Source organism: Curtobacterium flaccumfaciens UCD-AKU, assembly GCF_000349565.1.
GTDB lineage: Bacteria > Actinomycetota > Actinomycetes > Actinomycetales > Microbacteriaceae > Curtobacterium > Curtobacterium poinsettiae.
This window is the reverse complement of record NZ_KB714629.1, coordinates 130,057-155,699: the sequence shown is the minus strand read 5'-3', so window position 1 is coordinate 155,699 and position 25,643 is coordinate 130,057. Positions and strand designations below refer to the sequence as shown.

Below are 25,643 nucleotides of genomic sequence, written 5' to 3'. Positions count from 1 at the left end.
TGCGACCAGCTGGTCGTCCGCACACCGTAGGAGTCCCGTGTCCATTGCCGATCTGCCCCCGTTCGTCTCCGACTCTGCCGAGGTGGCCGAGCAGGCCGCCGCCCGCGCCGCGTTCAACGCCCCGCTCACCGAGGTCGACCCCGAGATCGCCGCCGTCCTGCAGCAGGAGCTCGGCCGCCAGCGCGACACCCTCGAGATGATCGCGTCCGAGAACTTCGTGCCGCGTGCCGTGCTCGAGTCGCAGGGCTCAGTGCTCACCAACAAGTACGCCGAGGGCTACCCGGGCAAGCGCTACTACGGCGGCTGCGAGTACGTCGACGTCGCCGAGCAGCTCGCCATCGACCGTGCCAAGGCGCTGTTCGGTGCCGAGTACGCCAACGTCCAGCCGCACTCCGGGGCCACGGCCAACGCCGCTGTCCTGCACGCCATCGCCTCGGCCGGCGACACCATCCTCGGCCTCGAGCTCGCGCACGGCGGTCACCTGACCCACGGCATGAAGCTCAACTTCTCCGGCCGCATCTACAACGCCGTGGCGTACGGCGTCGACCCCGAGACGTTCGAGGTCGACTACGACGACATCCGCGCCAAGGCCATCGAGCACCAGCCGAAGGTCCTGATCGCCGGTTGGTCCGCCTACCCGCGCCAGCTCGACTTCGCGAAGTTCCGCGAGATCGCGGACGAGGTCGGCGCGAAGCTCTGGGTCGACATGGCGCACTTCGCCGGTCTCGTCGCCGCCGGGCTGCACCCGTCCCCGGTCCCGCACGCCCACGTCGTCTCGTCGACGGTCCACAAGACCCTCGGCGGCCCCCGCTCGGGCATCATCCTGTCGAACGACGAGACCCTGTTCAAGAAGCTGAACTCCGCGGTCTTCCCGGGCCAGCAGGGCGGCCCGCTCATGCACGTGATCGCCGCCAAGGCCACCGCGTTCCTGCTCGCCGGCACCCCCGAGTTCAAGGACCGTCAGGAGCGCACGATCCGCGGCGCCCAGGCCCTCGCCGCCCGCCTGACCGCGGACGACGCCAAGGCCGCGGGCATCGACGTGCTCACCGGTGGCACCGACGTGCACCTGGTGCTCGTCGACCTGCGCGCGTCCGAGGTCGACGGCAAGCAGGCCGAAGACCTGCTGCACGAGGTCGGCATCACCGTGAACCGCAACTCCGTGCCGTTCGACCCGCGCCCGCCGATGGTCACCTCGGGTGTCCGCATCGGCACCTCGGCGCTGGCGACCCGCGGCTTCGGCGACGCCGAGTTCACCGAGGTGGCCGACATCATCGCGCTGACCCTCATGCCGAACCCGGACGTCGCAGCGCTCTCGGCCCGCGTGAAGGTCCTGACCGACGCGTTCCCGCTGTACGCGTGAGCGGCACGATCCCTCGGACGCTCTGGGCCGGAGAGGGCAGCGCCGTCCGCATCGACGGCACGGCCCTCGCCGCCCGGACGCTCGACGAACTGCGGGGCCGGATCGACCGCCTGCACGAGCACGGCATCCGTCCGGGCCTCGGCACGATCATGGTCGGCGCGAACCCCGGCTCGATGTCCTACGTCGCGGGCAAGCACCGCGACTCGGCGTCGATCGGCCTCGACTCGCACCGCATCGACCTGCCGTCGTCCGCGAGCGCCGCGGACATCCGGGCCGCGATCCTGCAGATGAACGACGACCCCCGCGTCACCGCCTTCATCGTGCAGCTCCCGCTGCCGCAGGGCATCGACCCGACGCCGATGCTCGAGCTGATGGACCCGGCGAAGGACGCCGACGGCCTGCACCCGACGAACCTCGGCGAGCTGGTGCTCGCCGTGCCGGGTGGTGCCGGCACGATCGACGCACCGCTGCCGTGCACCCCGCGGGGCATCGTCGCGATGCTCGACGCGTACGAGATCCCGATCCGTGGTGCGCACGTGACGATCATCGGCCAGGGGCTGACCGTCGGACGGCCGCTCGGCCTGCTGCTCACGCGACTCGAGGCCACCGCGACCCTGACGCACTCGCTGACCGCCGACGTCGCCGCGGAGTGCCGTCGCGCCGACATCATCGTCGCCGCTGCCGGGGTCGCCGGGCTCGTCAAGCCGGACTGGGTGCAGCCCGGTGCCGCCGTGATCGACGTGGGCATCACCCGCGTGGTCAACGAGGAGACCGGCAAGGCGAAGCTGCACGGCGACGTCGACCCCGCGGTCGCATCGGTCGCGGGCTTCCTGTCGCCGACTCCCGGCGGCGTCGGGCCGATGACCCGCGCGATGCTGATGAAGAACGTGGTCGAGGCCGCCGAGCGCCAGTTGTCGTAGCGCGCGGTCGCGGTCGCGCGCGGCGGTCGCGCGAGGCTCGGCGCGCTCACGAAGTGCACCCCGCCGGTGCTACGGTCGCCGCATGGGGGACGAACGACTGCAGACGGCGCCGGTGATGCGACCCCGGCCCGAGCCGTCGCAACTGACCAAGGACGCCCGGTGGCTGATCGTCATCGTGGCGATCTGCGTGCTGTTCCAGGCTCCGGGGTCGACCTGGGCGACGACCTTCGTGCACGCCGGCCAGGAGTACACGTTCACGTCGGGTCCCTGGTTCGGGTGGACGCTCGCGACGGTGGGGTTCGCAGTCGTCGGGTTCGTCGTCGCGATCGCCCGCCGTGGGGCAGCCCGGTTCGACGAGCACACCGTGATGGGCCTGACCCTGGCCGCCGTGCTCGGGACCACCGCGCTGGTGTGGCTGCTCATGCCGGCGCAGTCCACGTGGGTGGAGTGGGCCGTGGTGCACGGTCGGGCGCACCCGTTCGTGCTCGGGAACGTCGTGGAGCACGTCCGGTACGCGGACTACCTCGGCTGAGTCGGCCGAGCCGTCGAGCGCGCGGCGGGCACGGCTCGTCCGGCCTCGCCGTGCTTTCGCGCTGAACGACAGCTCACGGGCTGATCGCCGCGTGACCTGTCGCTGAGCGCGAAACGTCGAGCGCCGAGCGGCCGAACGCCGAGCGGCCGAGCGCGCCCGCCGCAGCCGCAGCCGCAGCCGTCAGTCGCGCCGAGCGCCCTGCGCGGCGCGCACCGTGAACACGTTCGGCTCGCGGTACCCGGCGTCGGCGAACGCGGCGGTGACCGCTGCGGCGATCGCGTCACGCGACGCCTGGTCGACGAGCGCGATCGCCGCACCGCCGAACCCGCCACCGGTCATGCGGGCCCCGACGGCACCGTGCTCGACCGCCGTCGCGACGGCCAGGTCGAGCTCCGGAACGGAGATCTCGAAGTCGTCGCGCATCGACTCGTGCGACGCGACCAGCAGCGGACCGATCGCCCGGGGGCCCTGTTCGCGCAGGGTGCGGACGGTGTCCAGGACACGCTGGTCCTCGGTCACGATGTGCCGCACACGACGGAAGGTCTCGTCGTCCAGGAGCTCCTGCGCACGGGGCAGGTCCTCGATGCTGACGTCACGCAGTGCCTCGACGCCGAGCACCTCGGCGCCCTTCTCGCACGAGGCCCGACGAGCGGCGTAGCCACCGGTCGCGTGGGCGTGCTCGACACGGGTGTCGATCACCAGGACCTCGAGCCCGTTCGCTTCGAGCGCCAGGTCGACGACGGCGGTGTCGAGCGTGCGGCAGTCGAGGAACACGACGGCGTCCTGCTCGCCGAGCAGCGAGGCCGACTGGTCCATGATCCCCGTGGGGGCGCCCACAGCGTGGTTCTCCGAGTACTGCCCGACGCGCGCCAGGGACTTCCGGTCGAGGCCGAGTGCCCACAGGTCGTTGAACGCCAGCGCGACACCGCACTCGATCGCGGCACTGGACGACAGGCCGGCGCCGACCGGGACCTCGGACTCGATGAAGACGTCGAACCCGGTCTTGTCGCTCAGATCGGCACCCGCCTGCTCGCGCAGGGCCCAGGCGATCCCGAAGACGTAGGCCGACCAGCCGTCCATGGCCCCGGGCGACAGGTCGTCGAGGGACAGCGCGACAGGCTCGCTCGCGGCGTCGAAGGCCGATGCGACGCGGATCATCCGGTCGTCGCGCTGGGCGATGGACGCGGTGGTGCGACGGTCGATCGCGAAGGGCAACACGTAGCCGTCGTTGTAGTCGGTGTGCTCACCGATCAGGTTGACGCGACCCGGTGCGGAGTACCGCACCGTCGGCTCGTACCCGTAGACCTGCTGGAACGTCATGCGCGCTCGACTCCTTGTCGGATGAACTCGGCCGCCTTCTCGGGCACGAGGTCCCCGATCCAGGCGCCCATGGCGGCTTCGCTGCCGGCCAGGAACTTCAACTTGTCCGCCGCGCGTCGCGGCGAGGTGATCTGCAGCATCAGCCGCACGGTGTCGCGGGCGGTGTGCACCGGCGCCTGGTGCCACGCGGCGATGTACGGCGTCGGGTCGCCGTAGAGCGCGTCGAGCCCACGGGTGAGCCGGAGGTGCATGTGCGCCAGCTCGTCCTTCTCGGCGTCGGTCAGGCCGGCGAAGTCGGGCACGTGGCGGTGCGGCAGCATGTGGATCTCGATGGGCCAGCGCGCGGCGAACGGGACGAAGGCGGTGAAGTGCTCGCCGGCGAGGACGACCCGCTCGGAACCCCGCTCGTTCGCGAGGTGCTGCTCGAACAGGTCCGGCCCGAACCGCTCGATGCTCGCGAGCAGGCGCTGGGTGCGCGGCGTGATGTACGGGTACGAGTAGATCTGCCCGTGCGGGTGGTGCAGCGTGACGCCGATCGCCTCGCCCCGGTTCTCGAAGGGGAACACCTGCTGGATGCCCGGCATCGCGGAGAGCGCGGCGGTGCGGTCGGCCCAGGCTTCGACGACGGTGCGGGCACGCGACTCGGAGATGGAGGCGAAGGAACCCGAGGTCTCGGGGGAGAAGCACACGACCTCGCACCGGCCGATCGAGCGGAGCTGGCGGTTCAGGCCGACGTCGCTCAGGGACTCGAGCGACTCGGGGGCGTCGTCGGCTTCGAGCAGCGGGCCGAACGACGGCGAGCGGTTCTCGAACACCGCGACGTCGTAGCGGCTCGGGATCTCGGACGGGTTGGCCGGGCTCTGGGGCGCGAGCGGGTCCTGGTCGGCCGGTGGCAGGAACACACGGTTCTGCCGGGACGCAGCGATCGACACCCACTCACCCGTCAGGACGTCCTGCCGCATCCGCGCCGTCTCGGGCCGCGGGTCGAGCACGCGGTCGTCGATGCTGCGTTCCGCGGGCAGCGTCGAGTCGGCGTCGTCGAAGTAGAAGAGGTCGCGGCCGTCCGCGAGCTTCGTCACGCGCTTGGTGATCACCGGAACAGCCTAGCGCCCATCCGAAGCGTTGCGAAGGACATCGGAAGCAAGCGAAACTGTCCACATGACGGACGCCGACCTCTCCTTCCTCGCCGGCGCGCTGCCCGCGCCCCTGCGGCAGGACCGCATCGTCGCGATCGTCGACGGTGCCCCGGGCATGGTCCGGACGGCCGCGTTGGCCGCGTCCCTCGGCACCAGCGAGGTGACCGTCCGCCAGGACCTCGCCGTCCTCGACCAGGAGGCCCGGATCCGCCGGGTGCACGGGGGCGCGGTCCGCCTCGGGGCCGGCTCCACCGAGCGCCCCTTCGAGGAGACCGCCGTCGAGCACCAGGTGGCCAAGGCGGCCATCGGCCGTGCGGCCGCGGCGCTGGTGCGTCCGGGGGAGTGCGTCGTCCTCGACGTCGGCACCACGCCGGCCGCCGTCGCCGAGGCGCTCGTGGCCCGGACCGAGCTCACGGGCGTCACCGTCGTGACGAACTCCCTCACCACCGCGCTCGCGCTCGAGCGAGCGGTCCCGCGCTTCACCGTGATCGTCACCGGCGGCACCCTCCGGCCCCTGCAGCACTCGCTCGTCGCACCCTTCAACGGCGCCGTCCTGCCGATGATCGCGGCCGACCTCGTGTTCCTCGGCGGCACCGGCCTCGACGTCGACCACGGCCTGACGAACGTGAACCTGCCCGAGACCGAGGCCAAGCGGATGCTCGCCACGACGGCCCGGCGTACCGTCGTGGTCGCGGACGGGTCGAAGTTCGGCCGGGCCCACATCGGGGTCGTCCGCGCGCTCGAGGACATCGACGTCGTCGTCACCGCCGAGGCCGACGCCGACGCGGTCGCCACGATCCGGGCGGCCGGGGCCCAGGTGATCGTCGCCGACGGCGAGCAGCGCACCGAACCAGCCGGAAGGAAGAACACCCCATGACCGCAGCACCCACTGGTGGCCAGTACCGCCTCCACCACGCCGGACCCGACGGGGTCGTCGAAGCCGTGGTCACCGAGGTCGCCGCGGGCATCCGCGAACTCCGTGTCGCCGGCTTCGACATCACCGAGCCGTTCCCCGTCACCGAGCAGCCGCCGGGCGCGAACGGCATCGTCCTGGCGCCCTGGCCGAACCGCGTCGCCGGTGGTGTGTGGGAGCTCGAGGGCAAGCGGCAGCAGCTCGACATCTCGGAGCCGAAGTACGGCAACGCCTCGCACGGGCTGCTCCGCTTCGCCCCGTACCGGGTGGTGTCGCAGACCGAGACCTCGATCCAGCAAGAAGCGACGATCCACCCGCAGCACGGGTGGCCCTTCACCCTCGAGACGCGCGTGCTGCACGAGCTCGTCGACGACGGCATCCGTGTCACGCACGAGGTCACGAACCGCTCGGGCGTCCGCGCACCCTTCGCCGTCGGCGCGCACCCGTACCTGCGTGCCGGTGACACCCCCGCCGACGACCTGGTCGTCACGCTCGACGCCGCGACCGCGTTCACCGTCGACGAGCAGAAGGTGCCGAACGGGTCGGTGCCGGTCGAGGGCACGCCGTACGACCTCCGTCAGGGCCGGCGGGCCGGGGACTCGGACCTCGACACCGCGTACACGGACGTCACCCCCGACGCCGAGGGGATCCGCCGCACGACGATGCACGGGCCCGAGGGCGACGGGGTGGAGCTCTGGCAGGACGCCTCGTTCCCGTACGTGCAGGTCTTCACGTCGCGCGAGTACCCGCGCGGCGACGGGAAGGGCCTGGCCGTCGCGGTCGAACCGATGACGGCACCCGCGAACGCCCTGAACTCCGGCGAAGGTCTGCGCTGGCTCGAGCCGGACGAGACCTGGACCGGTTCGTGGGGGATCCGCCGCGTCTGGTCCTGAGGACTCCGGTCGGCTCGCACCGCTGACACGACGAAGGCCCCGCCGGGTGTCCGGCGGGGCCTTGTGCGTTCGTGTCGGAAGCCGGGCGTCAGCCGCGGCGCATCCGGAGTGCCTCGACCGCGAGGGACTCGGTCGGGTACCGGCCGACCTCGTGTGCCCAGGCCGGGTCGTCGCCGCGGAGCGCGATGAAGTCCTTGCGCTGGCGGCAGACGTAGCCGAGCACGGCGGTGGCGGTCGCGACCTCGATGAAGTCCTTGCGGATGTGGCGGGTCGTGACCTGGGCGTTGCGGCGGAGCGTGTCGAGCAGGAGCTCGTTGCTCATCGTCGTGTTGGTCGCTGCTGCGAGCTCGACGATGCGGCGCGCGTCACCTGTGGTGCTGGTCTGCGTGGCTTCGATGGGCTCGATCACGGTGTACCCCGTTCGTTCGTGGTGGTGCGGTGCTGCAGGATCCGGTGATCGGATCCGGGAACGACACTATCGGCGGGAGCCCAACAGTCCGCTGGGGACCGACTGTGCTGTGCAGGGGATCTCCCATGAGCTCGCTGGGGACGGGTTGTACCCCGTTCAGGAGCGGACGGCACCCGTCAGGCGCACCGGGCACTGTCGGCGGGGGTGGCGAGGGCGTCCAGCGCCTCGCTGACGCGGTCAGCCAGGTACTGGTGGCCGGCGTCGTTCGGGTGCCCGCCGTCGGGCGCCGAGTACCCGGGACTGTTCGTGGTCGTGAACCACCGGCCGGCGAGGGCATCGATGTAGGGGACCCCGACTGTGGCTGCAGCCGACGAGACCGAGGCGGCGACACCGACCGTGGTCTTCGCGTGCGGCAGGGGTGCCGACGGACCGAACGCGACGACGACCGCGTCCGGCCAGGTCTGCTGCGCCGTGCGGAGCGTGCGCTCGACGGCGGCGCGCAGGGTGTCGGCGTCGACGAGCCAGTCGTTCTGGCTGCCCTGCACGATCACCAGTTCCGGGTCGAAGGAGGCGTCTCGTTCGATCCGGGGACCGAACGTGAAGTGCGACGAACCGGAGGCGCCGACGTCGACGTAGCCGGTGCCCGGGTAGTCGTCGATCTTTGCCTTCCACCCGCGGTCCTCGCTGATGTCCTGGGCCCAGCCGTGGATCCCGCTGGTCGACCCACGACCGGACGTGTACGAGTCGCCGACGATCAGGACACGCGATCCGGGCTCGATCGCCGCCGCGATCCGCTCGGCCGAGACCCCGGGGGCCGCGACGGCCGAGGCCGAGGTCGACGAGGAGACGGGCTGGCAGGCGCTCGACACGCTCGGCAGGATCAGCAGGAGTCCGGAGACCCCGAGTGCCATGGCGCCGAGGGCGAGTGCGGGGACGAGTCTGCGGCGGCGTCGCGGCATCGTCGCCGGGTCGTTGGGGGTGCCCGGCCGTTCGCGCTGCGATCCTCGGCCCATCGGACCGATTGTAGACAAGAGCAACAGGGAAGACTGGTGGTGGGCCCCGTGGGGCTCGAACCCACGACCCTCGGATGAAAAGCCGGCGTTCAGGAAGGTGGTGGGCCCCGTGGGGCTCGAACCCACGACCCTCGGATTAAAAGTCCGGTGCTCTACCAACTGAGCTAGAGGCCCTCACCCGCAAGGCTAGCGGGTGAGGGCCTCTGGGACAGAACCGTGCGAGCGGGTCAGCCCCGGCGTCCGGTGAGCGTTCGCAGCAGCCACGCGATGACCGCGATGATCAGCAGCACGATGCCGACGTAGAGCAGGAACTTCAGGCTCGCGGCGAACCCGCCGACGAACAGCAGGATGACTGCGATCACAGCCAGGATGATGAGCAGGGCGTTCATGGAAGATCCTCTCCTTCACGTGCAGGGAGGAGCGCCTCCCTGCCGCAACACGGTACGCGCGGCGCAGTCGTTGCGTTCTCGGCGAACGGGCCGCGGGCGTGTCACCGGCCGCGCCTAAACTGCTGCGGTGCCTCGCGATCACCACCGTCCTGTCCACTTCACCGACGCCGAGTTCGCCGCCATCCAGGGCGGTGAGGACCCGGCGCTGGTGAACCGTGTCGCGCACGAGACCGCGAACGCCCTGCTGCACCGTGTGCGTGAGGACCCGGACCCCGCCGTGGTCGAGCGGCTCGTCACCTACACCGACGTGCACGGCATCGACGCCATCGCGGAGCTGTGGGCGCGGGTGGGGGCGCACACCCTGCCGGGGGCGCTCTGGCGGGTCTACCTGGTGCGCATCGTCATCCGGCAGAACCCGGAGGAGATCGCGTACCTGTTCGAACGGGGCACGGCGCAGATCGGCACGATCGACCAGGCGGTCGCGGGTGCTGAGGAACCGACCGGCCCGGCCGAGATCCTGACGCTCGCCGACCGCATCCTGCACGGCCTGTACACGGGCGACCTCGCGGTGGCGCTGGACCGCGGGGCATCGTTCTGCCGCCTGACCGCCGCCGGTGCGACCGCCGTGGCGGACGAGTCCGACCTGGTCGCGTCCGAGCGGGCGGGCGAGCTGACGACGCGGGCGCTCCGCCTGACGGAGCTGGCGGCCGACCTGACCGAGGCGGCGGCGCTCTGGCGTCGCGACAGCCTGGACTGAGCGGGCGGAGGGGCGGACCCGCACCCAGCCTCCAGGCCAGGGGCGCGGAGTTTCGCGACGACGCGCACGGCCGCGCGAGCGCGCGACGCATCCGGGCATGGAGAAGCCGAGCCGCAGAAAGCGCCTCTCGGCGCGAGGCCGCTCGAAGCGGCGAATTTTGGAGCCCGGGGCTTGCTGCGGCCCGGCGATCACCAGTCTACGAGACGTCGGCTGATCACTCGACCCTGTTCACTCATGGTGGACAGAACCGGCCCCGGGCGTGCCAGCGCACCGCCCGCGGGGAGCCCGCCGCGCCCGCGCCGCCGAGAAATCCCGATCCCCGCCCAATCCACAGCGGGGACCGCGCCGAATCATCATCGTGGCGGACGGAATGCCCGTCACGAAGCGAGAGGCCCGGTGTGACCCGGACCGGCACCGCCGGTCAATTCCCTGTGGGTCACGCCGGCCCCTCGTCTCGACCGCCCATGCGGGGGCTTCGTGCTACCCGCCTGGTCAACGAAAGCAACCGAGAGGAGGGAAACCTGCAATGCTTGCCCTCGTGGATAGCGACACCGAACGCTGGAGCTCGTCAGAGCCAGCTCAGGCATCGCCGGACGACCTCCTCGCCCGGGTCGCCTCCGGTGACCAAGCCGCCTTCGCGGACCTCTACGACGCACTGTCCGGCCGGGTCCTCGGTCTGATCACGCGGCTCCTCCGGGACCGCGCGCAGTCGGAAGAGGTCACGCAGGAGGTCTTCCTGGAAGTCTGGCAGCAGGCCACCCGCTTCGACCGGACGCGCGGAACGGCCGCCAGCTGGGTCCTCACCATGGCCCACCGCCGCGCGGTCGACCGGGTCCGCGCCTCGCAGTCCTCGCACGACCGCGACACCAAGATCGGCATCCGCGACCTCGAGGCCGGTTTCGACCAGGTCTCCGAGTCCGTCGAGATCCGCATCGAGCACGAGCGCGTCGGCCGAGCGCTGGCGAAGCTCACGGAGTTCCAGCGGCAGGCTGTGCAACTCGCGTACTACGGCGGCTACTCGCACAGCGAGATGGCCGAACACCTCGGTGTCCCCATCGGCACCGTCAAGACCCGTCTCCGTGACGGGATGATCCGACTCCGAGACGAGATGGGGGTGACCTCATGACCGAACGCCACGACGACCCCGCACTGATGACGGGGTCCCACGCACTCGACGCGCTGTCCGATGACGAGCGCGCGCTCCTCGAGGACGCCCTCCGGACGTCCCCCGAGCTGCAGGCCGAGAACGACTCGCTGCGCGAGACCGCGCTGCAGCTCGCCTACGCCGTCGCACCGATCGAGCCCCCCGCGTCGCTGAAGGCGTCGCTGCTGGCCCGGATCGCCACGACCCCGCAGGCCGCACCCCTCGCCGACACGACGGTCGACCAGACCCCGGTCGCCGAGACCACCCCCGCCCAGGAGGCCCGCCCTGCGCCCGCCGTGCCCGTCACCTCGATCGCCGACGGCCCCACCGCCGGTGGCCGGGCGTCGTCCGAGGCTCGCCGCCGCTGGTTCCAGCGTCCGGCGGTGATGCTGACGGCCGCTGCTGCCGTCGCCGCGGTCTTCTTCGGGGGACTCGGCGTCGGATCGGTCTTCGACCCGAACGGCTCCGGACCGGGCACCACGCAGGCCTCGAGCGGCCTTGACCGCATCTACGCCGCGTCGGACTTCCAGCGCACCACGACCAAGGTCGCGGGCGGCGGTTCGGCGACGGTCGTGTGGTCGAACGACCTCGGCAAGTCCGCGGTGATCCTGGACGGCGTCGAGCAGGCGCCGAAGGGCAAGACGTACGAGCTCTGGTACATCGGCTCCGAGGAGCAGGGCGGTGCCATCAAGTCGGCCGGCCTGGTCGACGGCGCGGCGGACGGTGTGCACTCCGCTGTGCTGAAGGGTGCGATGTCCGAGGGTGCGACGATCGGCATGACGGTCGAGCCCGCTGGTGGTTCGAAGCAGCCGACCTCGTCGCCGATCATGGCTGTCCCCACCACCACGGCCTGACGGTACTCCGGAAGGTGCCCGTGCAGTCGATGCGCGGGCACCTTTCGTCGTTCCACGAGTCGATCGACGCGTGGAACGTCGGAACATACGCACGCAACGTCTGCGTGCGCATCGAACGACGAACCACGAGTCGATCGACGCGTGGATCGTCGGAACATGCGCACGTCTTGCGGGCCGCCGCGGCACCCGGCGCAACCACGAAGGCCCGGTGCGCGTCCGTGGCGGACGTGCACCGGGCCTCCAGGCCGTCCGTCAGCGCGACGGACGGATGCCGATCAACCGAAGCGGCCCGAGACGTAGTCCTCGGTGGCCTGCACGGACGGGTTCGAGAACATCGTCGCGGTGTCGTCGAACTCGATGAGCTTGCCAGGAGCGCCGGTGCCGGCGATGTTGAAGAACGCCGTCTTGTCGCTGACGCGCGACGCCTGCTGCATGTTGTGGGTCACGATCACGATCGTGAACTCCTTCTTGAGCTCCTCGATCAGGTCCTCGATGGCCAGGGTCGAGATCGGGTCGAGGGCCGAGCAGGGCTCGTCCATCAGCAGCACGTCCGGCTCGACCGCGATCGCGCGAGCGATGCAGAGCCGCTGCTGCTGGCCACCGGACAGGCCCATGCCGGGCTTGTCGAGGCGGTCCTTGACCTCGTTCCACAGATTCGCACCCTGCAGCGAGCGCTCGACGATGTCGTCGGCCTCGGAGCGGGAGACGCGCTTGTTGTTGAGCTTGACGCCCGCGAGCACGTTGTCGCGGATCGACATCGTCGGGAACGGGTTCGGTCGCTGGAAGACCATGCCGACCTGACGGCGGACGAGCACGGGGTCGACGCCGGGGCCGTACAGGTCGTCGCCGTCGATCTTGACCGATCCCTCGACCCATGCGCCGGGGATGACCTCGTGCATGCGGTTCAGGGTGCGGAGGAAGGTGGACTTGCCGCAGCCCGACGGGCCGATGAAGGCCGTGACGGTGCGGGGCTCGATGGTGATGTCGACACCCTCGACCGCCTTGAACTTCGAGTAGTAGACGTTGAGGCCGTCGACCTCGATGCGCTTGGACACGTTGATCCTTCTGGGTGGGTGGTGACGCTGGATCCGCGGGGGCGGACGGTCAGCGGCTGAGCTTGGGGGCGAAGAGGCGGGTGATGATCCGGGCAAGCAGGTTGAGCAGCATCACGATCAGGATGAGCACCAGGGCCGCGGTCCACGCCCGGTCGACGAACGGCACCGGGTTGGCGCCCTGCTGCGAGTACTGCGTGTAGGCGTACACCGGCAGGGTCATCATCGGGTCGCGGAACAGGTTGTAGTTCATGCTCGCGGTGAAGCCGGCCGTGACGAGCAGCGGGGCGGTCTCACCGATGACGCGGGCGATCGAGAGCATGATGCCGGTCATGATGCCCGCGAGGCTCGTGGGCAGAACCACCTTGAGGATCGTCAGGTACTTCGGGACACCGAGGGCGTACGAGGCCTCGCGGAGTTCCATCGGGACGATCTTCAGCACCTCTTCGGTGGAGCGCACGACGATCGGGATCATCAGCACCGACAGGGCGACGGAGCCGACCAGACCGAAGCGGGCACCCGGGCCGAGGAACAGCGCGAAGAGCGCGTAGGCGAACAGCCCGGCGACGATCGACGGGATGCCCGTCATGACGTCGACGAAGAACGTGATGCCCTTCGCCAGCGCGCCACGACCGTACTCGACCAGGTAGATCGAGGTGAGCAGACCGATCGGCACCGAGATGAGCGCCGCGAACAGGGTGATCTCGAGGGTGCCGATGAGCGCGTGGACCGCGCCGCCGCCCTCGGAGATGACCCCGCGCATCGAGTACGAGAAGAAGTTCGCGTCGAGGCGGGCGACGCCCTTGGCGATGACCGTCCAGAGCAGCGACACCAGCGGCAGGACCGCGATGACGAACGCCGTGATGACGAGCGAGGTGACCAGGCGGTCGACGGCCTTGCGACCGCCCTCGACGATGCGCGAGACGACGACGATGAGCACGTCGAACAGGACCGTGCCGAGGAAGATCGCGGCGACGACGTTGAAGTCCTTGACGGCGCCACCGGCGTTGAGCAGGGCGAAGACCAGGACGAGGGCGACCCAGCTGCCGACCAGCAGCAGCCACGGGACGGACGCGTGCAGCTTGCCGTTGGCGTAGACGTTGCCGGCGGTGCCGGTCTGACGGAGCGCGAGGGACATCGGGTGCGACCTCTCAGCTGACTCGGCTGCGGACGATGTACCGCGCGAGCATGTTGATGACCAGGGTGATGACGAAGAGGATGAGACCCGACGCGATGAGCGCGTTCAGTGCCGTCCCGGAAGCCTCGGCGAACTGCAGGGCGATGTTCGCGGCGATCGTCGAGGGGTTCTGCGACGTCAGCATCTCGAACGTGACGTTCGTCGAGACCGACAACACCAGCGCGATCGCCATCGTCTCGCCGAGTGCACGACCGAGGCCGAGCATGATCGCGGACACGATGCCGGACTTCGCGAACGGCAGGACAGACAGGCGGATCATCTCCCAGCGGGTCGCGCCGAGGGCCAGGGCCGCTTCCTCGTTGAGGGTCGGGGCCTGCAGGAAGATCTCACGCATGACCGCCGTCATGATCGGGATCGCCATGACGGCGAGGACGATCGAGGCCGTCAGGATCGTGCGGCCGGTGCCGGACACCTGACCGGAGAACAGCGGGAACCAGCCGAGGTACTCGTTCAGGAACACGTAGAAGGGCTTCACCAGGGGAGCCAGCACGGCGATGCCCCAGAGGCCGTAGACGACCGACGGCACCGCGGCCAGCAGGTCGATGACGTAGCCGAGGACCGGAGCGAGTCGACGCGGCGCGAAGTGCGAGATGAAGAGGGCGATCCCGAGGGACAGCGGCACGGCGATCACGAGCGCGATGAGCGCGGACCAGACGGTGCCGAACACCAGGGGGCCGACGAAGTCCCAGAAGTTCGTGGCCTTCCCGGGCAGCTCGCCGACCTTGGCGGAGAACGCCGGGATGCTCTGCCAGACGAGGAACGCGGCGACGAGCACGAGCACGAAGAGGATGAGGCCGCCGGCGATGACCGAGGCGGCGGAGAAGATCCGGTCACCGACGCGGACGACGGCCTTCGGCTTGATCGGGGTGACGGTGGCCCCTGGCTGGGCCGGTGCGGTCGTCATGGGGTACTCCAGTCGGAGGAACGCCGGGGGAGGCGACGGGTGCGGGTGGTGGAGCGGGGTGGGACGTCCGGGTGCGGGCTCTTCCCGGTGGGAGCGGTGATGCTGTGCTCCCGGTGGCGGCAGTCGTGCTGCGCTCCCGGTGGCGGCGGTGGTGCTGCACTCCCGGTGGGGCCCGGACGGGCGAGGGCCCGGACGCCGGTCATGTGGGTGGGACCGGCGTCCGGGCGCTCAGGGGGCCTTACTTGATGGACGCGACCGCGTCCTTGGCCTTCGACGCCAGGTCGGAGGAGAGGGCGGCCGACTTGGCCTCCTTCGCAGCGGCGTCCTGAGCAGCGCTCGAGACGACGTAGTCCAGGTAGCCCTTCACGAGCTCGGCCTTGTCGGCGTCCTTGTACTCCTGGCACGCGATGGCGTAGGAGACGAGGACCAGCGGCCAGGCACCGTCAGCGGTGTCCTTGCGGTCGATGTCGATCGCGAGGTCGTTGTCCTCGCGGCCGGTTGCGATCTTCGAGTCGGCGACGACCTGCGCGGCACCGTCGGCCGAGATCTCGGTCGCCTTGTCGCCGACCATCAGCTTCGCGCGGTCGAGGTCACCCGCGCCGGAGTCGTCGATGTAGGTGATGGCGTTGGTGGCGTTGCCCATCGCGGAGGCGACACCGGAGGTGCCCTTCGCGCTGTCACCGACCGAGTACGGGAAGGTCTGGCTCGGCTCTTCGGTCCAGACGTCGCCGGCGTTCGCGGAGACGTACTCCGAGAAGTTCTGCGTGGTGCCCGAGTCGTCGGAGCGGTGCACGACCGTGATGTTCGCGTCCGGCAGCTTCGCGTCCTTGTTCAGGTCGGCGATCTCCGAGTCGTTCCACTTGGTGATCTTGCCCGAGAAGATGCCCGCGATGGTCTTCGCGTCGAGGGTCAGGTCGCTGACGCCGTCGACCTTGTACGCGATGGCGATCGGGGAGATGTAGACGGGGATGTCGATGCCCTTGGTGTCCGCCTTGCAGGACTCGAACTTGCCCGAGAGCTCCTCGTCCTTCAGTGCGGCGTCGGAGCCGGCGAAGTCCGCGGCACCCGACATGAAGTTCTCGCGGCCGGCGCCGGAGCCGTCCGGCGTGTAGTTCACCGTGACGCCCTTGGCTTCGTCCTGGAAACCGGCGGCCCAGGTGGCCTGCGCGGTCTGCTGTGCGGACGAGCCCGAGCCGGTCAGGGTGCCGGAGAGCTTCGAGTAGTCGCTGCCGCTGGTGGAGGAGGACTTGGTGCTGCCCGCGTCCTCGTTTGCCGCGCACGAGGAGAGCACGACTGCGCCGGCGATCGCGATTGCTGCGATCGAACCGATTCGCTTGATGTTCACAGGGGTCCCTTCGGGAATGGAATGCAGTGGGACCACTGCGGTCCCTGGGCCGGTGCCGACCCGGGAGCGACTGTAGGGACGCGAGGTGACGGGGATCACCCCCGCTGGTGAACGGAAGGTGAACGAGGGGTTGTCCGCGTCGGGGCGGCGTGCGCCGCGCCCGCGCAGGGAGCAGGATCGGGGGCACTGTGCGCGCGTTCGGAAGATACGCACGCATGATCGCGGAAGGGCGGTCGGGAGGCCCGGATCGCGTTCTCCGGGCGCGGCGCGGCCCGTCTCGTGGCCGGCTACCGGACGCGTCCGCTGTGGCCCGGTGGCGCTGCTGTCCGGCGGCACTGTGGTCCGCCGGTCTCGGGTCACGCCGAGATCGTGTTGCGGTGCGTCTCGACCGCGACGAGTGTGTCTCCGGCGATGTGCATGACGGAGAAGTCCCCGACGGACAACATCGCCGCACGACGCAGGTCGAAGCGGCCGGAGTCGTCGGCGGTCACGGTGGCGATCCGGGCGATGATGTCGGGCAGCACCGGGCCGTGCGAGCAGAGCACGGCGGTCTTGCCCTTGTCGAGGCGGCGCCGGACGACGCCCTTGACGTCGGCGGCTCCGCGGTCGTGGGCGTCCTGGCTGATGTCCGGGGTGCTCGAGACGCCGAGCTTCGTCGCGGCCGAGAGCGGTTCGACGGTCGCGAGGCACCGCGCCGCCGTGCTGCTCACGATCTTCTTCGGGCCGAACGCCGCGACCGGCGCCGCGGCGGCCTTGGCCTGCGAACGGCCGACGGGCAACAGCGGTCGGGTGGCGTCGGGACCGTCCCAGTCCGAGCCGGGCACGGTCTTCGCGTGGCGCAGGGTGATCAGGGCGAAGGTGCGGTGCTGTCCGGCGGCGGCGCGTTCGGCGAAGCGGTCGAGGATCGCGACGTCCCGCTCGTACGTCAGACGGTTGCGGGCGTCGTCGATGGTGACCCACTCGAGTGCGGCGACCTCGTGGTTCGGCTCGAAGGCCCCGGCGCGGGCGTACTCCTTGGCCGAGACCCGGGCCGCCCAGTAGTGCACGACCTTGTCGCGACCGTTCGGCAGCACGTACTCGGCGGTGCCGAGCGGAGCGCCGAGGTGGACGCGGTAGCCGGTCTCCTCGTCGATCTCGCGCACAGCGGTCGTCGGGACGGCCTCGCCCGGGTCCACCTTGCCCTTGGGCAGGGAGACGTCCTTGTGGTGGTCGCGGTGGATGAGCAGCACGAGGGGTGTGCCGTCCTGTTCGCGCCAGACGACCGCACCCGCAGCGACGACGGGGCCCGAGGGACCGCCGCTCACCAAGTCGAGCGCTTCCGAGCCGAGATCTTCCGCATGGTCACATTCTGCACGTCCTCGAGCGGGCGGCCCGCATCGTCGGTGGAGTGCCGCGTCCACTCGCCGTCGGACTCCAGGTGCCACGAGCTGGCGGTGTCGGCCATCGCCAGGTCGAACATCTCCTGGACCTCGTTGATGTGGTCCGGTGCGACCAGCCGCACGAGTGCCTCGACGCGACGGTCGAGGTTGCGGTGCATCATGTCGGCGCTGCCGATGAACACCGCCGGGTCGCCGTCGTTGTGGAACGCGAAGGCGCGGGAGTGCTCCAGGTAGCGGCCGACGATGCTCCGCACGCGGATGGTGTCGCTGACGCCTTCCATCCCCGGCTTGAGCGAGCAGATGCCCCGGACCCAGACGTCGATCGGCACCCCGGCCTGGCTCGCCAGGTAGAGCGCGTCGATGATCTGCTCGTCGACCATCGAGTTGACCTTGATCCGGATGCCCGAGGGCTTGCCGGCACGGGCGTTCGCCGCCTCGGTCTGGATGCGCTTGAGCAGGCCCTTCCGCAGGTGCAGCGGTGCCACGAGCAGGCGCTTGAACTTCTTCTCGATGGCGTAGCCGGACAGCTCGTTGAACAGGCGGGTGAGGTCCTTGCCCACGGTGTCGTCCGAGGTGAACAGGCCCATGTCCTCGTAGATGCGCGAGGTCTTCGGGTTGTAGTTGCCCGTGCCGATGTGGCTGTAGTGCTTGAGCGTCCCGCCCTCTTGCCGGATGACGAGCACCAGCTTCGAGTGCGTCTTCAGCCCCACCAGGCCGTAGACGACGTGCACGCCGGCCTTCTCGAGCTTGCGGGCCCAGGTGATGTTGTTCTGCTCGTCGAAGCGCGCCTTGATCTCGACCAGGGCGAGGACCTGCTTGCCGGCGGCCGCTGCGTCGATGAGCGCTTCGACGATGGGGCTGTCGCCGGACGTGCGGTACAGCGTCTGCTTGATCGCCAGGACGTTCGGGTCGGCCGCGGCCTGCTCGAGGAACGCCTGCACGCTCGTGGCGAAGGACTCGTAGGGGTGGTGGACCAGGACGTCGTTCGCCTTGATCGCACGGAACAGGTCGGGCTTCGTGTTCGGTTCACCCGGCTGGAACTGCACCGGGGTCGTCGGCACGTGCTTCGGGTAGTGCAGGTCCGGGCGGCTGATCTTCGAGATCTCGAACAGCCCGCCGAGGTCGAGCGGCGACGGCAGCCGGAACACCTCTTCCTCGGTGATGTCGAGTTCACGCACGAGCAGGTCGAGGGTCACCGGGTCCATGTCCTCGGTGATCTCGAGGCGGATCGGCGGGCCGAACCGGCGGCGCAGGAGCTCGCGCTCGAGGGCCTGGATGAGGTTCTCGGCCTCGTCCTCCTCGATCTCGACGTCCTCGTTGCGGGTGACCCGGAACACGTGGTGCTCGAGGACCTCCATCCCCGGGAACAGGTCGTCGAGGTGGTTCGCGATGAGGTCTTCGAGCGGGATGAAGCGCATCCGCCCGGAGTTGTCGTCCGGCAGCTTGATGAAGCGGGAGAAGTTCTGCGGCACCTTGAGGCGCGCGAACTCCTGGCGCTGCGACTTCGGGTTGCGGACCCGCACCGCCAGGTTGAGCGAGAGCCCGGAGATGTAGGGGAACGGGTGCGCCGGGTCGACCGCCAGCGGCATGAGCACCGGGAAGATCTGCTCGTTGAAGTACTCCCGCATCCGCTGCCGGTCGGCTTCGTCGAGGTCGGACCAGTGCTCGATGTGGATGCCCGCGGCGTCGAGGTCCGGCTTGAGCGACCCGATGAACGCCTGCGCGTGCCGGTCCTGCAGCTCGTGAGCCTTCTTCGCGATGTCGCGCAGGACGTCACTGGGGGCACGGCCGACGTTGGTCGGGACGGCGATGCCGGTGTCGATGCGGCGCTTCAGGCCGGCGACGCGGACCATGAAGAACTCGTCGAGGTTGGACGCGAAGATCGCCAGGAAGTTCGCACGCTCCAGCAGGGGCTGCGTGCGGTCTTCACCCAGCTCGAGCACGCGCTGGTTGAACCGGAGCCAGCTGAGCTCGCGGTCGAAGTAGCGGTCCGTCGGCAGCGACTCGTGCTCGATCTCGACGACCTCGTCGAAGTCGTCGAGGTCGGGTGCGACGGATTCGCCGTCGAGCTGCGGTTCGGTGTCCATCCCCACATCCTGCCACCCGGCCCCTGCCGTCGGAGGGGCCCCGGTGGACGCTGTGGAAACCGGTGGTGAACCGTTCGTGTGTGGAGGAACGGTCACGATATACCGACGGTGACATCTGCCCGGGTTTGTGGGTATGGTGGGCCGTGTCAGAGCCTCCGGGGGGATTCCACTGCGCGGGGGTGCAGCTACGAATGAAAGAGGTTCATCATGTCGCGTGTCCTTTCGACCGAGCAGGCCAAGACCGCCATCCGTCAGGTCCAGTCGATCGTCAACGGTGGTTTCACCGATCAGATCTCGCAGCTCGACGCTCAGGGCCGGATCCTCTCCGACTCGAACGTCTGGGACGGCCCGCTCGCGGCGACGTTCCGTGGGTCCACCTGGCCGGAGACCAAGGCTGCTCTCGACAAGGCGAAGACCGAGCTCGAGCAGCTCCGTACGCAGCTCGACAAGATCTCGCAGGACATCTTCACCGCAGGCGGCGGCGCGTAGGCACCAGCATGTTCCCGCCCGGACCGTCGCATTCGCGGCGGTCCGGGCGTTCGCGGTCGGTGGGGCCGCTTCACCAGCACGATCAGCACGACAAGCACCGACCCTGGGGGGACGACCATGGCGAAGATCCACGCCAACACGGATCCGATCGAGTTCGACGATGCCACCGCGGATGCGCTCAAGAGCTCGCTGACCGCGTCGGCTGACGCGATCAGCGGACAGAAGGCATCGAGGCAGTCGTACGTGACGACCGCCTCGCAGGAGTTCCGCGGGCACTTCTCGCAGCTCTTCACGCAGAACGCGGGGACGGCATCGAGCGATGCCACCAACATCGTCGACGCCCTCGAGACCATCGCCGGGTGGATCGACACCATGAAGGCCGCCGCCGCGGACGAGCGCGCGCGCCGCAAAACCGCCCGCGAGTGGCAGGAGCGCGAGGACGATCGCAACGGGTTCCAAGACTTCCTCAACGACTCCTTCCACTACGACCCGATGCCGACCGTCGAGAACGAACCGGCGCCGAAGTTCGACCCGCCGGCCGTGACGACGAAGCCGCGTGAAACCCCGAACCCCGGGGCCGGCGGTGGTGGTGGCGGCACGTCGTCCGCCCGGCCCGCTGACCTCCGCTCGTTCGCGACCGGTTCCTCGACGCTGAACCGCGCCCTCGACGGCAAACCCGGGGCGCTCCGCGGCAAGCTCGCCGACTTCGCGACGAAGTGCTCGTGGGCGCACATCGACGCCGGCAGCGTCGTGACGGCGTTCGAGCAGTGGATCGGGGCGAACGACCAGGACGTCACGTGGGCCAACACCGTCGCCGACGCCTTCGCGGCCGCCGGCGGCGAGGGTGCCGTGTCCACCGTCGCAGACTCGGCCCTCGCTGCGGCGCTCGCCGCGGCCGGCGTCTCGCAGACCCGCACCGACCTGCAGTTCGAGCCGCCGACGGCCTACGGCGCTCAGCCCACCACCGGCTTCTCGATGGACCCGGTGAACACCACGACGGGCAACTTCCTCGAGCCGGAGTTCGACCTGGCGTTCACCGGTGCATCTGCGGCGCTGCAGGTGACCCGCATGTACAACTCCCTCGACCAGCACGTCGGGCTCTTCGGTCCGGGGTGGGCGTCGATCCTCGAGACCCGTCTGCTCCTCGACGACGAGGGCGCGTCGTTCGTCGGCGCCGACGGTCGTCAGGTGCGCTTCCCACGTGACGGCGAGGGGTGGGCCCGTGGCGTCGGCGAGAACCGCTGGCTCGCGGCCGAGGGCGACCGGCTCGTCGTCTGCGACAACCAGGGCGAGCGCATCGACTTCTCTCTGTCGGGGCTGTGGCTCGGACAGCGCGGCGGTGCCGGTACCGCGGTCCGCGTCGAGCGGGACAGCGACGACGTCGTCGTGCGTCTGGTACACGAGCGCGGCCGCGCGGTCGACATCGACCACGTCGACGGCCGGGTCGCGGTCCTCCGCGCATCCGACGGCCGCCGGGTCGAGTACGGGTACGACGAGCGCGGCCGACTCGTCTCGGTGACCGACGCCGTCGGCACCCGCACGTACGGCTGGAACGAAGACGACCTCATCACGACGGTCACGAGTGCGGCCGGTGTCGTCGAGGTCGACAACACCTACGACGCACAATGCCGCGTGGTCGAACAGATCAGCCCGCACGGCCGCACCGTGCGGTTCGCCTACCTGCCCGGCCGCGTCACGGTGGTGTCCGACCACGACGGCTCGCGGTCGAACTCCTACATCGCCGACGCCAAGGGGCGTCTCGTCGGGGTCATCGACTCCGACGACCGACGCCAGTCGATGAGCTACGACCGGCACGGCAATCTCGTGTCCGCGACCGAGCGCGACGGCTCGGTGACCGTGCACGCGTACGACGACCGCGGCCGTAAGACCCGCACCGTCACGCCCTCCGGCGGCGACCTGACCTACGGGTACGACGACCAGGATCGCGTGACGACCGTCGTCACCGAGGCCGGTGCGGTCGTTACCTACGAGTACGTGGGCGACGACCGCGACCCGTCGGTCATCGTCGACCCGGTCGGCGGCCGGACGGAGCTGAGCTGGGACGGGGGGCTCCTGCGCCAGGTGGTCGACCCCACCGGCGTGCGGATCGAACTCGAGTACGACGCCTTCGGCGAGCTGGTCGCGACGACGAACGCGCTCGGTGACACCGCGCGCGTCGAGCGTGACGCCGCCGGTCGGCCGACTGCGGCGATCAGCCCCACTGGTGCTCGCACCGAGTACCGCTACGACGCCGCGGGTCTGCTGGAGTCCCGGCAGGATGCCGACGGAGCGGTCTGGCGCTTCGAGCATGCCGCCGGCGGCCGGATCAGCGCGGTCATCGGCCCGCTCGGGGCGCGCACCGAGTACACATACTCACCGGACGGCGAACTGCACACCGTCACTGACCCCCTGGGTCGCACCACGACCCGGACGTACGACGACCAGGCGAACCTCGCGCGGCTCGAGATGCCGGGCGGCGCGGACTGGACGTTCGCGCACGACGCTTTGTCGCGCCTCCAGGCCGTCACCGACCCGACCGGCGCGACTTGGAGCCGCGAATACGACGTGAACGGCCGCCTGTCGAGCGTGGTCGACCCGACCGGGGTCCGTCAGGACTTCTCGGAGGACGCCAAGACCGGGGTCGCGTCGCTGCGCGACGCCTTCGACGCGGTCACAGTGCAGTTCGACGCCTACGGACGACCGGTCGAGAGCGCCAGCGACGAGTTCGGCTCCGAGCTCGTCACCTACGACGCTGCGGGACGCCCCGTCGAACTTGTCGATGGGGAGGGCGGACTGACCAGGATTGAACGCGACCTCGCGGGCCGGGTGATATCGCTCACCACCCCGTCCGGCGTCCGCGCAACCTACGAGTACGACCTCTGCGGCCGTCCGTCGGCCGCAACCGATCCGAGCGGCGCACGCACCGTACTCGAGTACGACGCGCACTCGCGTGTCGTCCGGTGGACGCTGCCCACCGGGGACACAGAGCAGGTCGTCTACGACGCAGTCGGGCGCGTGGTCGCGCAGACGACGCCGGGTTCCGGCACCAGTCGGTTCCGCTACGACGCTGCCGGGAGGCTCGTCTCGGTCCATGACGCCCGGTACGGCCGGCGCCGGTTCCGCTACGACGCCTCGGGTCAGCTTGCGGCGACCGTCAATGGTCTCGGCGGTGTCACCACCTTCGCCCACGACGAGCGAGGTCGGCTCACCACCGTCACCGACCCAACGGGCGGCGTCACAACCCGTACGTACGACGATGCAGACCGCATCACAAGCGTGACCGACCCGCTCGGGCGCACCACGACCGCGGCCTACGACGCCGCGGGCCGTCAGGTCGGCCAGACCGATCCCGACGGCCACACTGTCACCTGGTCCTACGACGCGGCTGGCCGGCAGCGGGACGTCGGCGTCGACGGTGTCGTCCAGTTCGAGCTCCGGCGGGACGCCCTCGGCCGGACTCTGACCGTCACCGACCACACCCGCGGTGCCGGACGGAGTGTGGAGCACGAGCTGCACCACGACCGACGGGGGCTCCTGGTCCGTCGAAGCCGTGGCTCGGCGGCGATCGGGTGGGAGTACGACGCCGACGGGAACCGCACGGCGCGCATCGACCCTGCCGGCACCCACACCGCGTTCCGCCGGAACGCCGCCGGACTCGTGACCGCGGTGGAGCGGGGCGGTCTCGGAGTCGGCACCTTCGCGTACGACGCCGGCGGGCGCATCGTCCAGTCGGCGACCGGGGACCTCGTGCAGGCGTGGTCGTACGAGGGCGGTGTCCTCGTGGCGCACACCACGACCACTCCCGACGGCGCCCAGGTCACCCGGATCGCACGAGACGACGACGGCCGGATCGCCGCGATCGATGGCCCCGACGGACGTGTCGATTACACGTTCGACGGCGCCGGGCAGCTCGTCCGCGCAGGCGACTCCACCTGGGAGTACGACTCCGCCGGTCGGCTGGTGTCCGAGACCGTCGACGGCGTCACGACCACGTACGAGTACGACCGCGCCGGACAGCTGACCGCCACGTTGCGCGACGGTCAGCGGACGGAGTACGTGCACGACGGGCTCGGCCGCCGGGTGCGTCGCACCGAACCGGACGGTTCCACGACCGAGTACACCTGGTCGCCGCTGGGGTACCTCGCGGGGCTCGTTACCCGCGACGCCACCTACGCCGAGACCGGGCGCAACGACGTGTGGACGGATGCGCTCGGCGAACTCGCCACCGTCGATGACGTCGAGGCATGGTGGGACACCGCGGCCGCCGTGCCATCCCTGATGTCGATTGGCGGGACGAGCGTCCTCGACCTCCCGGGTGGCGTCACCGCCGTCGGAACGAAGTGGACGACGCCGGGCTGGCGCAATGCCCGGGCGACCGATGCATCCGACCCGTGGGCGACGCTCGCCGGGGTGTCCGGCGCCGCGCTCCCCGCAACCGTCGGACTCACCGCGACCGGTGGAATCAACATCGGCGGCCTCGAGTGGCTCGGTGCTCGCGTCTACGACCCTGCCGCCCGTGGCTTCCTGTCCGTTGACCCGCTCGCGCCCGTGCTCGGGTCGGGATGGTCGGGGAACCCGTACTCCTACGCCGGGAACGACCCGTTGCACGCGGTGGACCCCTTGGGTCTCCGACCGGCGACCGACGCTGACCTCCAGGCGTACCGGGATGCGCATCAAGGGGTGTTTGATGGCGGCTGGTGGAAGGACAACTGGGAGTACGTCGTTGGCGGAGCTGCAATTGTGGGAGGAGGCATCCTGATGTTCACGGGAGTTGGAGGACCAGCCGGGATGATGCTGATCAGCGGCGGTCTCGATGTCATCACGCAGAAGGCCACCACCGGCAACGTCAACTGGGCTCAGGTAGCCGGCGCCACCGCGCTTGGCGCGATCCCGGGAGGGGCAGGATCGCTCTTCAAAGCGGCGAAGTACGGCGGGCAAGGGCTTCGTGTCGCCGAAAACGTCGCTGCCCCTACGACCAGGGTCGTCAAGTCCCTCGCGACGAACATGGCAGTCAACGGCGCGGCTGGCTCTGGCTTCGGCGTTGCTGCGAACGTCGTCACGAGCGTGACGTCGAACAAGCCGATCACCGCGAGAGGGCTGCTTGGTTCCGCTGGAGGTGGGTTCGTGGCCGGTTCCGTCAGTGGCCTTGCCGGTCCAGCCGGAGGGAGCATCGCAGAGCACTTGCAACGTCCGGTGGAGTCAGTGGTCTCTAAGTTGGGCACATCGGCCGTGGGATCGGTGGCAGCTACGGCTGGCACGACTGTCGACCACTGGATATCCGGCGAGGATATGTCCTGGAACGACGTGATCTGGAGCACGGCGTCGGGTGCCGCCGCCCCCCACCTCTCGTTCGGTGAGAAGTACACCCAGACCAACTTCGAAGCCCTTCGGAAGGTTCCCTATACTCAGACCCAGACGTGGCAGGGATTGACCGGAAGCGGGCGAAACGCTGTGGCCCTTCGGGGAGGCGCGGCGATCGGTTCCGCTGTCGGCGCTGGAGGAGACGTGATCCACGATTCAGTGAGTGGCGTGATGGGATGGTGACTTGA

At 70.0% G+C, this 25,643-nt stretch carries 21 protein-coding genes and 1 tRNA gene; 10 read left to right on the top strand and 12 right to left on the bottom strand.

From position 1 onward, the window contains the following. Nucleotides 1–82 precede the first annotated feature (82 nt). From glyA to H489_RS32920, 3 genes are all read left to right on the top strand, one after another. Nucleotides 83–1,360 carry a serine hydroxymethyltransferase gene (gene glyA, locus H489_RS32930; RefSeq protein ID WP_017888107.1) on the top strand — a complete coding sequence of 426 codons (1,278 nt, stop codon included), beginning with the start codon at nucleotides 83–85 and terminating at the stop codon, nucleotides 1,358–1,360. Then, nucleotides 1,357–2,280: a tetrahydrofolate dehydrogenase/cyclohydrolase catalytic domain-containing protein gene (locus tag H489_RS32925; protein WP_017888106.1), complete on the top strand. Its 924-nt coding sequence runs from the start codon at nucleotides 1,357–1,359 to the stop codon at nucleotides 2,278–2,280. Before glyA ends, H489_RS32925 begins: the two co-directional genes overlap by 4 nt. 82 nt (nucleotides 2,281–2,362) lie before the next feature. Continuing rightward, complete coding sequence (locus H489_RS32920) at nucleotides 2,363–2,812, top strand: hypothetical protein (RefSeq protein WP_017888105.1); 450 nt, start codon at nucleotides 2,363–2,365, stop codon at nucleotides 2,810–2,812. Nucleotides 2,813–2,992: 180 nt separating this feature from the next. Here H489_RS32920 and galK read toward each other — a convergent pair whose 3' ends face one another. Beyond that, nucleotides 2,993–4,132, bottom strand: a complete 1,140-nt coding sequence (gene galK / locus H489_RS32915; protein WP_017888104.1) for a galactokinase — start codon at nucleotides 4,130–4,132, stop codon at nucleotides 2,993–2,995. Further along, complete coding sequence (galT, locus tag H489_RS32910) at nucleotides 4,129–5,226, bottom strand: galactose-1-phosphate uridylyltransferase (RefSeq protein WP_017888103.1); 1,098 nt, start codon at nucleotides 5,224–5,226, stop codon at nucleotides 4,129–4,131. The genes galK and galT overlap by 4 nt, the downstream gene beginning before the upstream one ends. Nucleotides 5,227–5,290: 64 nt before the next feature. Here galT and H489_RS32905 point away from each other — a divergent pair, with 64 nt between their 5' ends. Beyond that, nucleotides 5,291–6,145, top strand: coding sequence for a DeoR/GlpR family DNA-binding transcription regulator (locus H489_RS32905; protein WP_017888102.1), 855 nt, complete (start codon nucleotides 5,291–5,293; stop codon nucleotides 6,143–6,145). After that, a complete protein-coding gene (locus H489_RS32900; RefSeq protein WP_017888101.1) occupies nucleotides 6,142–7,074 on the top strand; it encodes an aldose 1-epimerase family protein in 933 nt (310 codons plus the stop codon). The genes H489_RS32905 and H489_RS32900 overlap by 4 nt, the downstream gene beginning before the upstream one ends. An 88-nt stretch (nucleotides 7,075–7,162) precedes the next feature. Here H489_RS32900 and H489_RS32895 read toward each other — a convergent pair whose 3' ends face one another. The 4 genes from H489_RS32895 to H489_RS38345 all read right to left on the bottom strand — a co-directional run bounded on the left by H489_RS32895 (nucleotide 7,163) and on the right by H489_RS38345 (nucleotide 8,885). Then, the gene (locus tag H489_RS32895) at nucleotides 7,163–7,483 is read right to left on the bottom strand and encodes a hypothetical protein (RefSeq protein WP_017888100.1); all 321 of its coding nucleotides are present in this window, start codon (nucleotides 7,481–7,483) and stop codon (nucleotides 7,163–7,165) included. Between the two features lie 176 nt (nucleotides 7,484–7,659). Next, on the bottom strand, nucleotides 7,660–8,496 hold the full coding sequence (locus H489_RS0119665) for an SGNH/GDSL hydrolase family protein (protein ID WP_081612335.1): 837 nt from the start codon (nucleotides 8,494–8,496) through the stop codon (nucleotides 7,660–7,662). Nucleotides 8,497–8,594: 98 nt separating this feature from the next. Beyond that, nucleotides 8,595–8,670, bottom strand: a tRNA-Lys gene (locus tag H489_RS32890). A 53-nt stretch (nucleotides 8,671–8,723) separates the two neighbouring features. Next, complete coding sequence (locus H489_RS38345; protein WP_017888098.1) at nucleotides 8,724–8,885, bottom strand: hypothetical protein; 162 nt, start codon at nucleotides 8,883–8,885, stop codon at nucleotides 8,724–8,726. 127 nt (nucleotides 8,886–9,012) lie between these two features. Here H489_RS38345 and H489_RS32885 point away from each other — a divergent pair, with 127 nt between their 5' ends. The 3 genes from H489_RS32885 to H489_RS32875 all read left to right on the top strand — a co-directional run bounded on the left by H489_RS32885 (nucleotide 9,013) and on the right by H489_RS32875 (nucleotide 11,640). Further along, the gene (locus tag H489_RS32885; protein ID WP_017888097.1) at nucleotides 9,013–9,642 is read left to right on the top strand and encodes a hypothetical protein; all 630 of its coding nucleotides are present in this window, start codon (nucleotides 9,013–9,015) and stop codon (nucleotides 9,640–9,642) included. A gap of 526 nt (nucleotides 9,643–10,168) precedes the next feature. After that, nucleotides 10,169–10,768 (top strand): ECF RNA polymerase sigma factor SigK, encoded by a 600-nt coding sequence (gene sigK / locus H489_RS32880; protein WP_017888096.1) that lies wholly within the window; start codon nucleotides 10,169–10,171, stop codon nucleotides 10,766–10,768. Continuing rightward, a complete protein-coding gene (locus H489_RS32875; protein ID WP_017888095.1) occupies nucleotides 10,765–11,640 on the top strand; it encodes an anti-sigma factor domain-containing protein in 876 nt (291 codons plus the stop codon). The genes sigK and H489_RS32875 overlap by 4 nt, the downstream gene beginning before the upstream one ends. A gap of 275 nt (nucleotides 11,641–11,915) precedes the next feature. Here H489_RS32875 and pstB read toward each other — a convergent pair whose 3' ends face one another. From pstB to H489_RS32845, 6 genes are all read right to left on the bottom strand, one after another. After that, entirely contained in the window at nucleotides 11,916–12,695 is a 780-nt protein-coding gene (pstB, locus tag H489_RS32870; protein ID WP_017888094.1) for a phosphate ABC transporter ATP-binding protein PstB, read from the bottom strand. Nucleotides 12,696–12,744: 49 nt separating this feature from the next. Then, complete coding sequence (gene pstA / locus H489_RS32865; RefSeq protein ID WP_017888093.1) at nucleotides 12,745–13,830, bottom strand: phosphate ABC transporter permease PstA; 1,086 nt, start codon at nucleotides 13,828–13,830, stop codon at nucleotides 12,745–12,747. 13 nt (nucleotides 13,831–13,843) lie between these two features. Next, nucleotides 13,844–14,794 carry a phosphate ABC transporter permease subunit PstC gene (gene pstC / locus H489_RS32860; RefSeq protein WP_017888092.1) on the bottom strand — a complete coding sequence of 317 codons (951 nt, stop codon included), beginning with the start codon at nucleotides 14,792–14,794 and terminating at the stop codon, nucleotides 13,844–13,846. 238 nt (nucleotides 14,795–15,032) lie between these two features. Further along, nucleotides 15,033–16,139 (bottom strand): phosphate ABC transporter substrate-binding protein PstS, encoded by a 1,107-nt coding sequence (locus H489_RS32855; protein ID WP_017888091.1) that lies wholly within the window; start codon nucleotides 16,137–16,139, stop codon nucleotides 15,033–15,035. A gap of 356 nt (nucleotides 16,140–16,495) precedes the next feature. Continuing rightward, complete coding sequence (locus H489_RS32850) at nucleotides 16,496–17,443, bottom strand: NUDIX hydrolase (protein WP_017888090.1); 948 nt, start codon at nucleotides 17,441–17,443, stop codon at nucleotides 16,496–16,498. Next, the gene (locus tag H489_RS32845) at nucleotides 17,440–19,605 is read right to left on the bottom strand and encodes an RNA degradosome polyphosphate kinase (RefSeq protein ID WP_017888089.1); all 2,166 of its coding nucleotides are present in this window, start codon (nucleotides 19,603–19,605) and stop codon (nucleotides 17,440–17,442) included. Before H489_RS32845 ends, H489_RS32850 begins: the two co-directional genes overlap by 4 nt. Before the next feature lie 207 nt (nucleotides 19,606–19,812). Here H489_RS32845 and H489_RS32840 point away from each other — a divergent pair, with 207 nt between their 5' ends. Together H489_RS32840 and H489_RS32835 are read left to right on the top strand one after the other, a co-directional pair. Then, nucleotides 19,813–20,094 (top strand): hypothetical protein, encoded by a 282-nt coding sequence (locus tag H489_RS32840; protein ID WP_017888088.1) that lies wholly within the window; start codon nucleotides 19,813–19,815, stop codon nucleotides 20,092–20,094. Between the two features lie 117 nt (nucleotides 20,095–20,211). Beyond that, on the top strand, nucleotides 20,212–25,638 hold the full coding sequence (locus H489_RS32835) for a DUF6531 domain-containing protein (protein ID WP_017888087.1): 5,427 nt from the start codon (nucleotides 20,212–20,214) through the stop codon (nucleotides 25,636–25,638). The last annotated feature ends 5 nt before the right edge of the window (nucleotides 25,639–25,643 follow it).

Bases quoted from the DNA above. Each gene is read 5' to 3' on its own strand.
- H489_RS32920 (WP_017888105.1), top strand. From the start codon at position 2,363: ATGGGGGACGAACGACTGCAGACGGCGCCGGTGATGCGACCCCGGCCC.
- galK (WP_017888104.1), bottom strand. From the start codon at position 4,132: ATGACGTTCCAGCAGGTCTACGGGTACGAGCCGACGGTGCGGTACTCC.
- H489_RS32905 (WP_017888102.1), top strand. From the start codon at position 5,291: ATGACGGACGCCGACCTCTCCTTCCTCGCCGGCGCGCTGCCCGCGCCC.
- H489_RS32900 (WP_017888101.1), top strand. From the start codon at position 6,142: ATGACCGCAGCACCCACTGGTGGCCAGTACCGCCTCCACCACGCCGGA.
- H489_RS0119665 (WP_081612335.1), bottom strand. From the start codon at position 8,496: ATGGGCCGAGGATCGCAGCGCGAACGGCCGGGCACCCCCAACGACCCG.
- H489_RS38345 (WP_017888098.1), bottom strand. From the start codon at position 8,885: ATGAACGCCCTGCTCATCATCCTGGCTGTGATCGCAGTCATCCTGCTG.
- sigK (WP_017888096.1), top strand. From the start codon at position 10,169: ATGCTTGCCCTCGTGGATAGCGACACCGAACGCTGGAGCTCGTCAGAG.
- H489_RS32875 (WP_017888095.1), top strand. From the start codon at position 10,765: ATGACCGAACGCCACGACGACCCCGCACTGATGACGGGGTCCCACGCA.
- pstA (WP_017888093.1), bottom strand. From the start codon at position 13,830: ATGTCCCTCGCGCTCCGTCAGACCGGCACCGCCGGCAACGTCTACGCC.
- pstC (WP_017888092.1), bottom strand. From the start codon at position 14,794: ATGACGACCGCACCGGCCCAGCCAGGGGCCACCGTCACCCCGATCAAG.
- H489_RS32845 (WP_017888089.1), bottom strand. From the start codon at position 19,605: ATGGACACCGAACCGCAGCTCGACGGCGAATCCGTCGCACCCGACCTC.
- H489_RS32840 (WP_017888088.1), top strand. From the start codon at position 19,813: ATGTCGCGTGTCCTTTCGACCGAGCAGGCCAAGACCGCCATCCGTCAG.
- H489_RS32835 (WP_017888087.1), top strand. From the start codon at position 20,212: ATGGCGAAGATCCACGCCAACACGGATCCGATCGAGTTCGACGATGCC.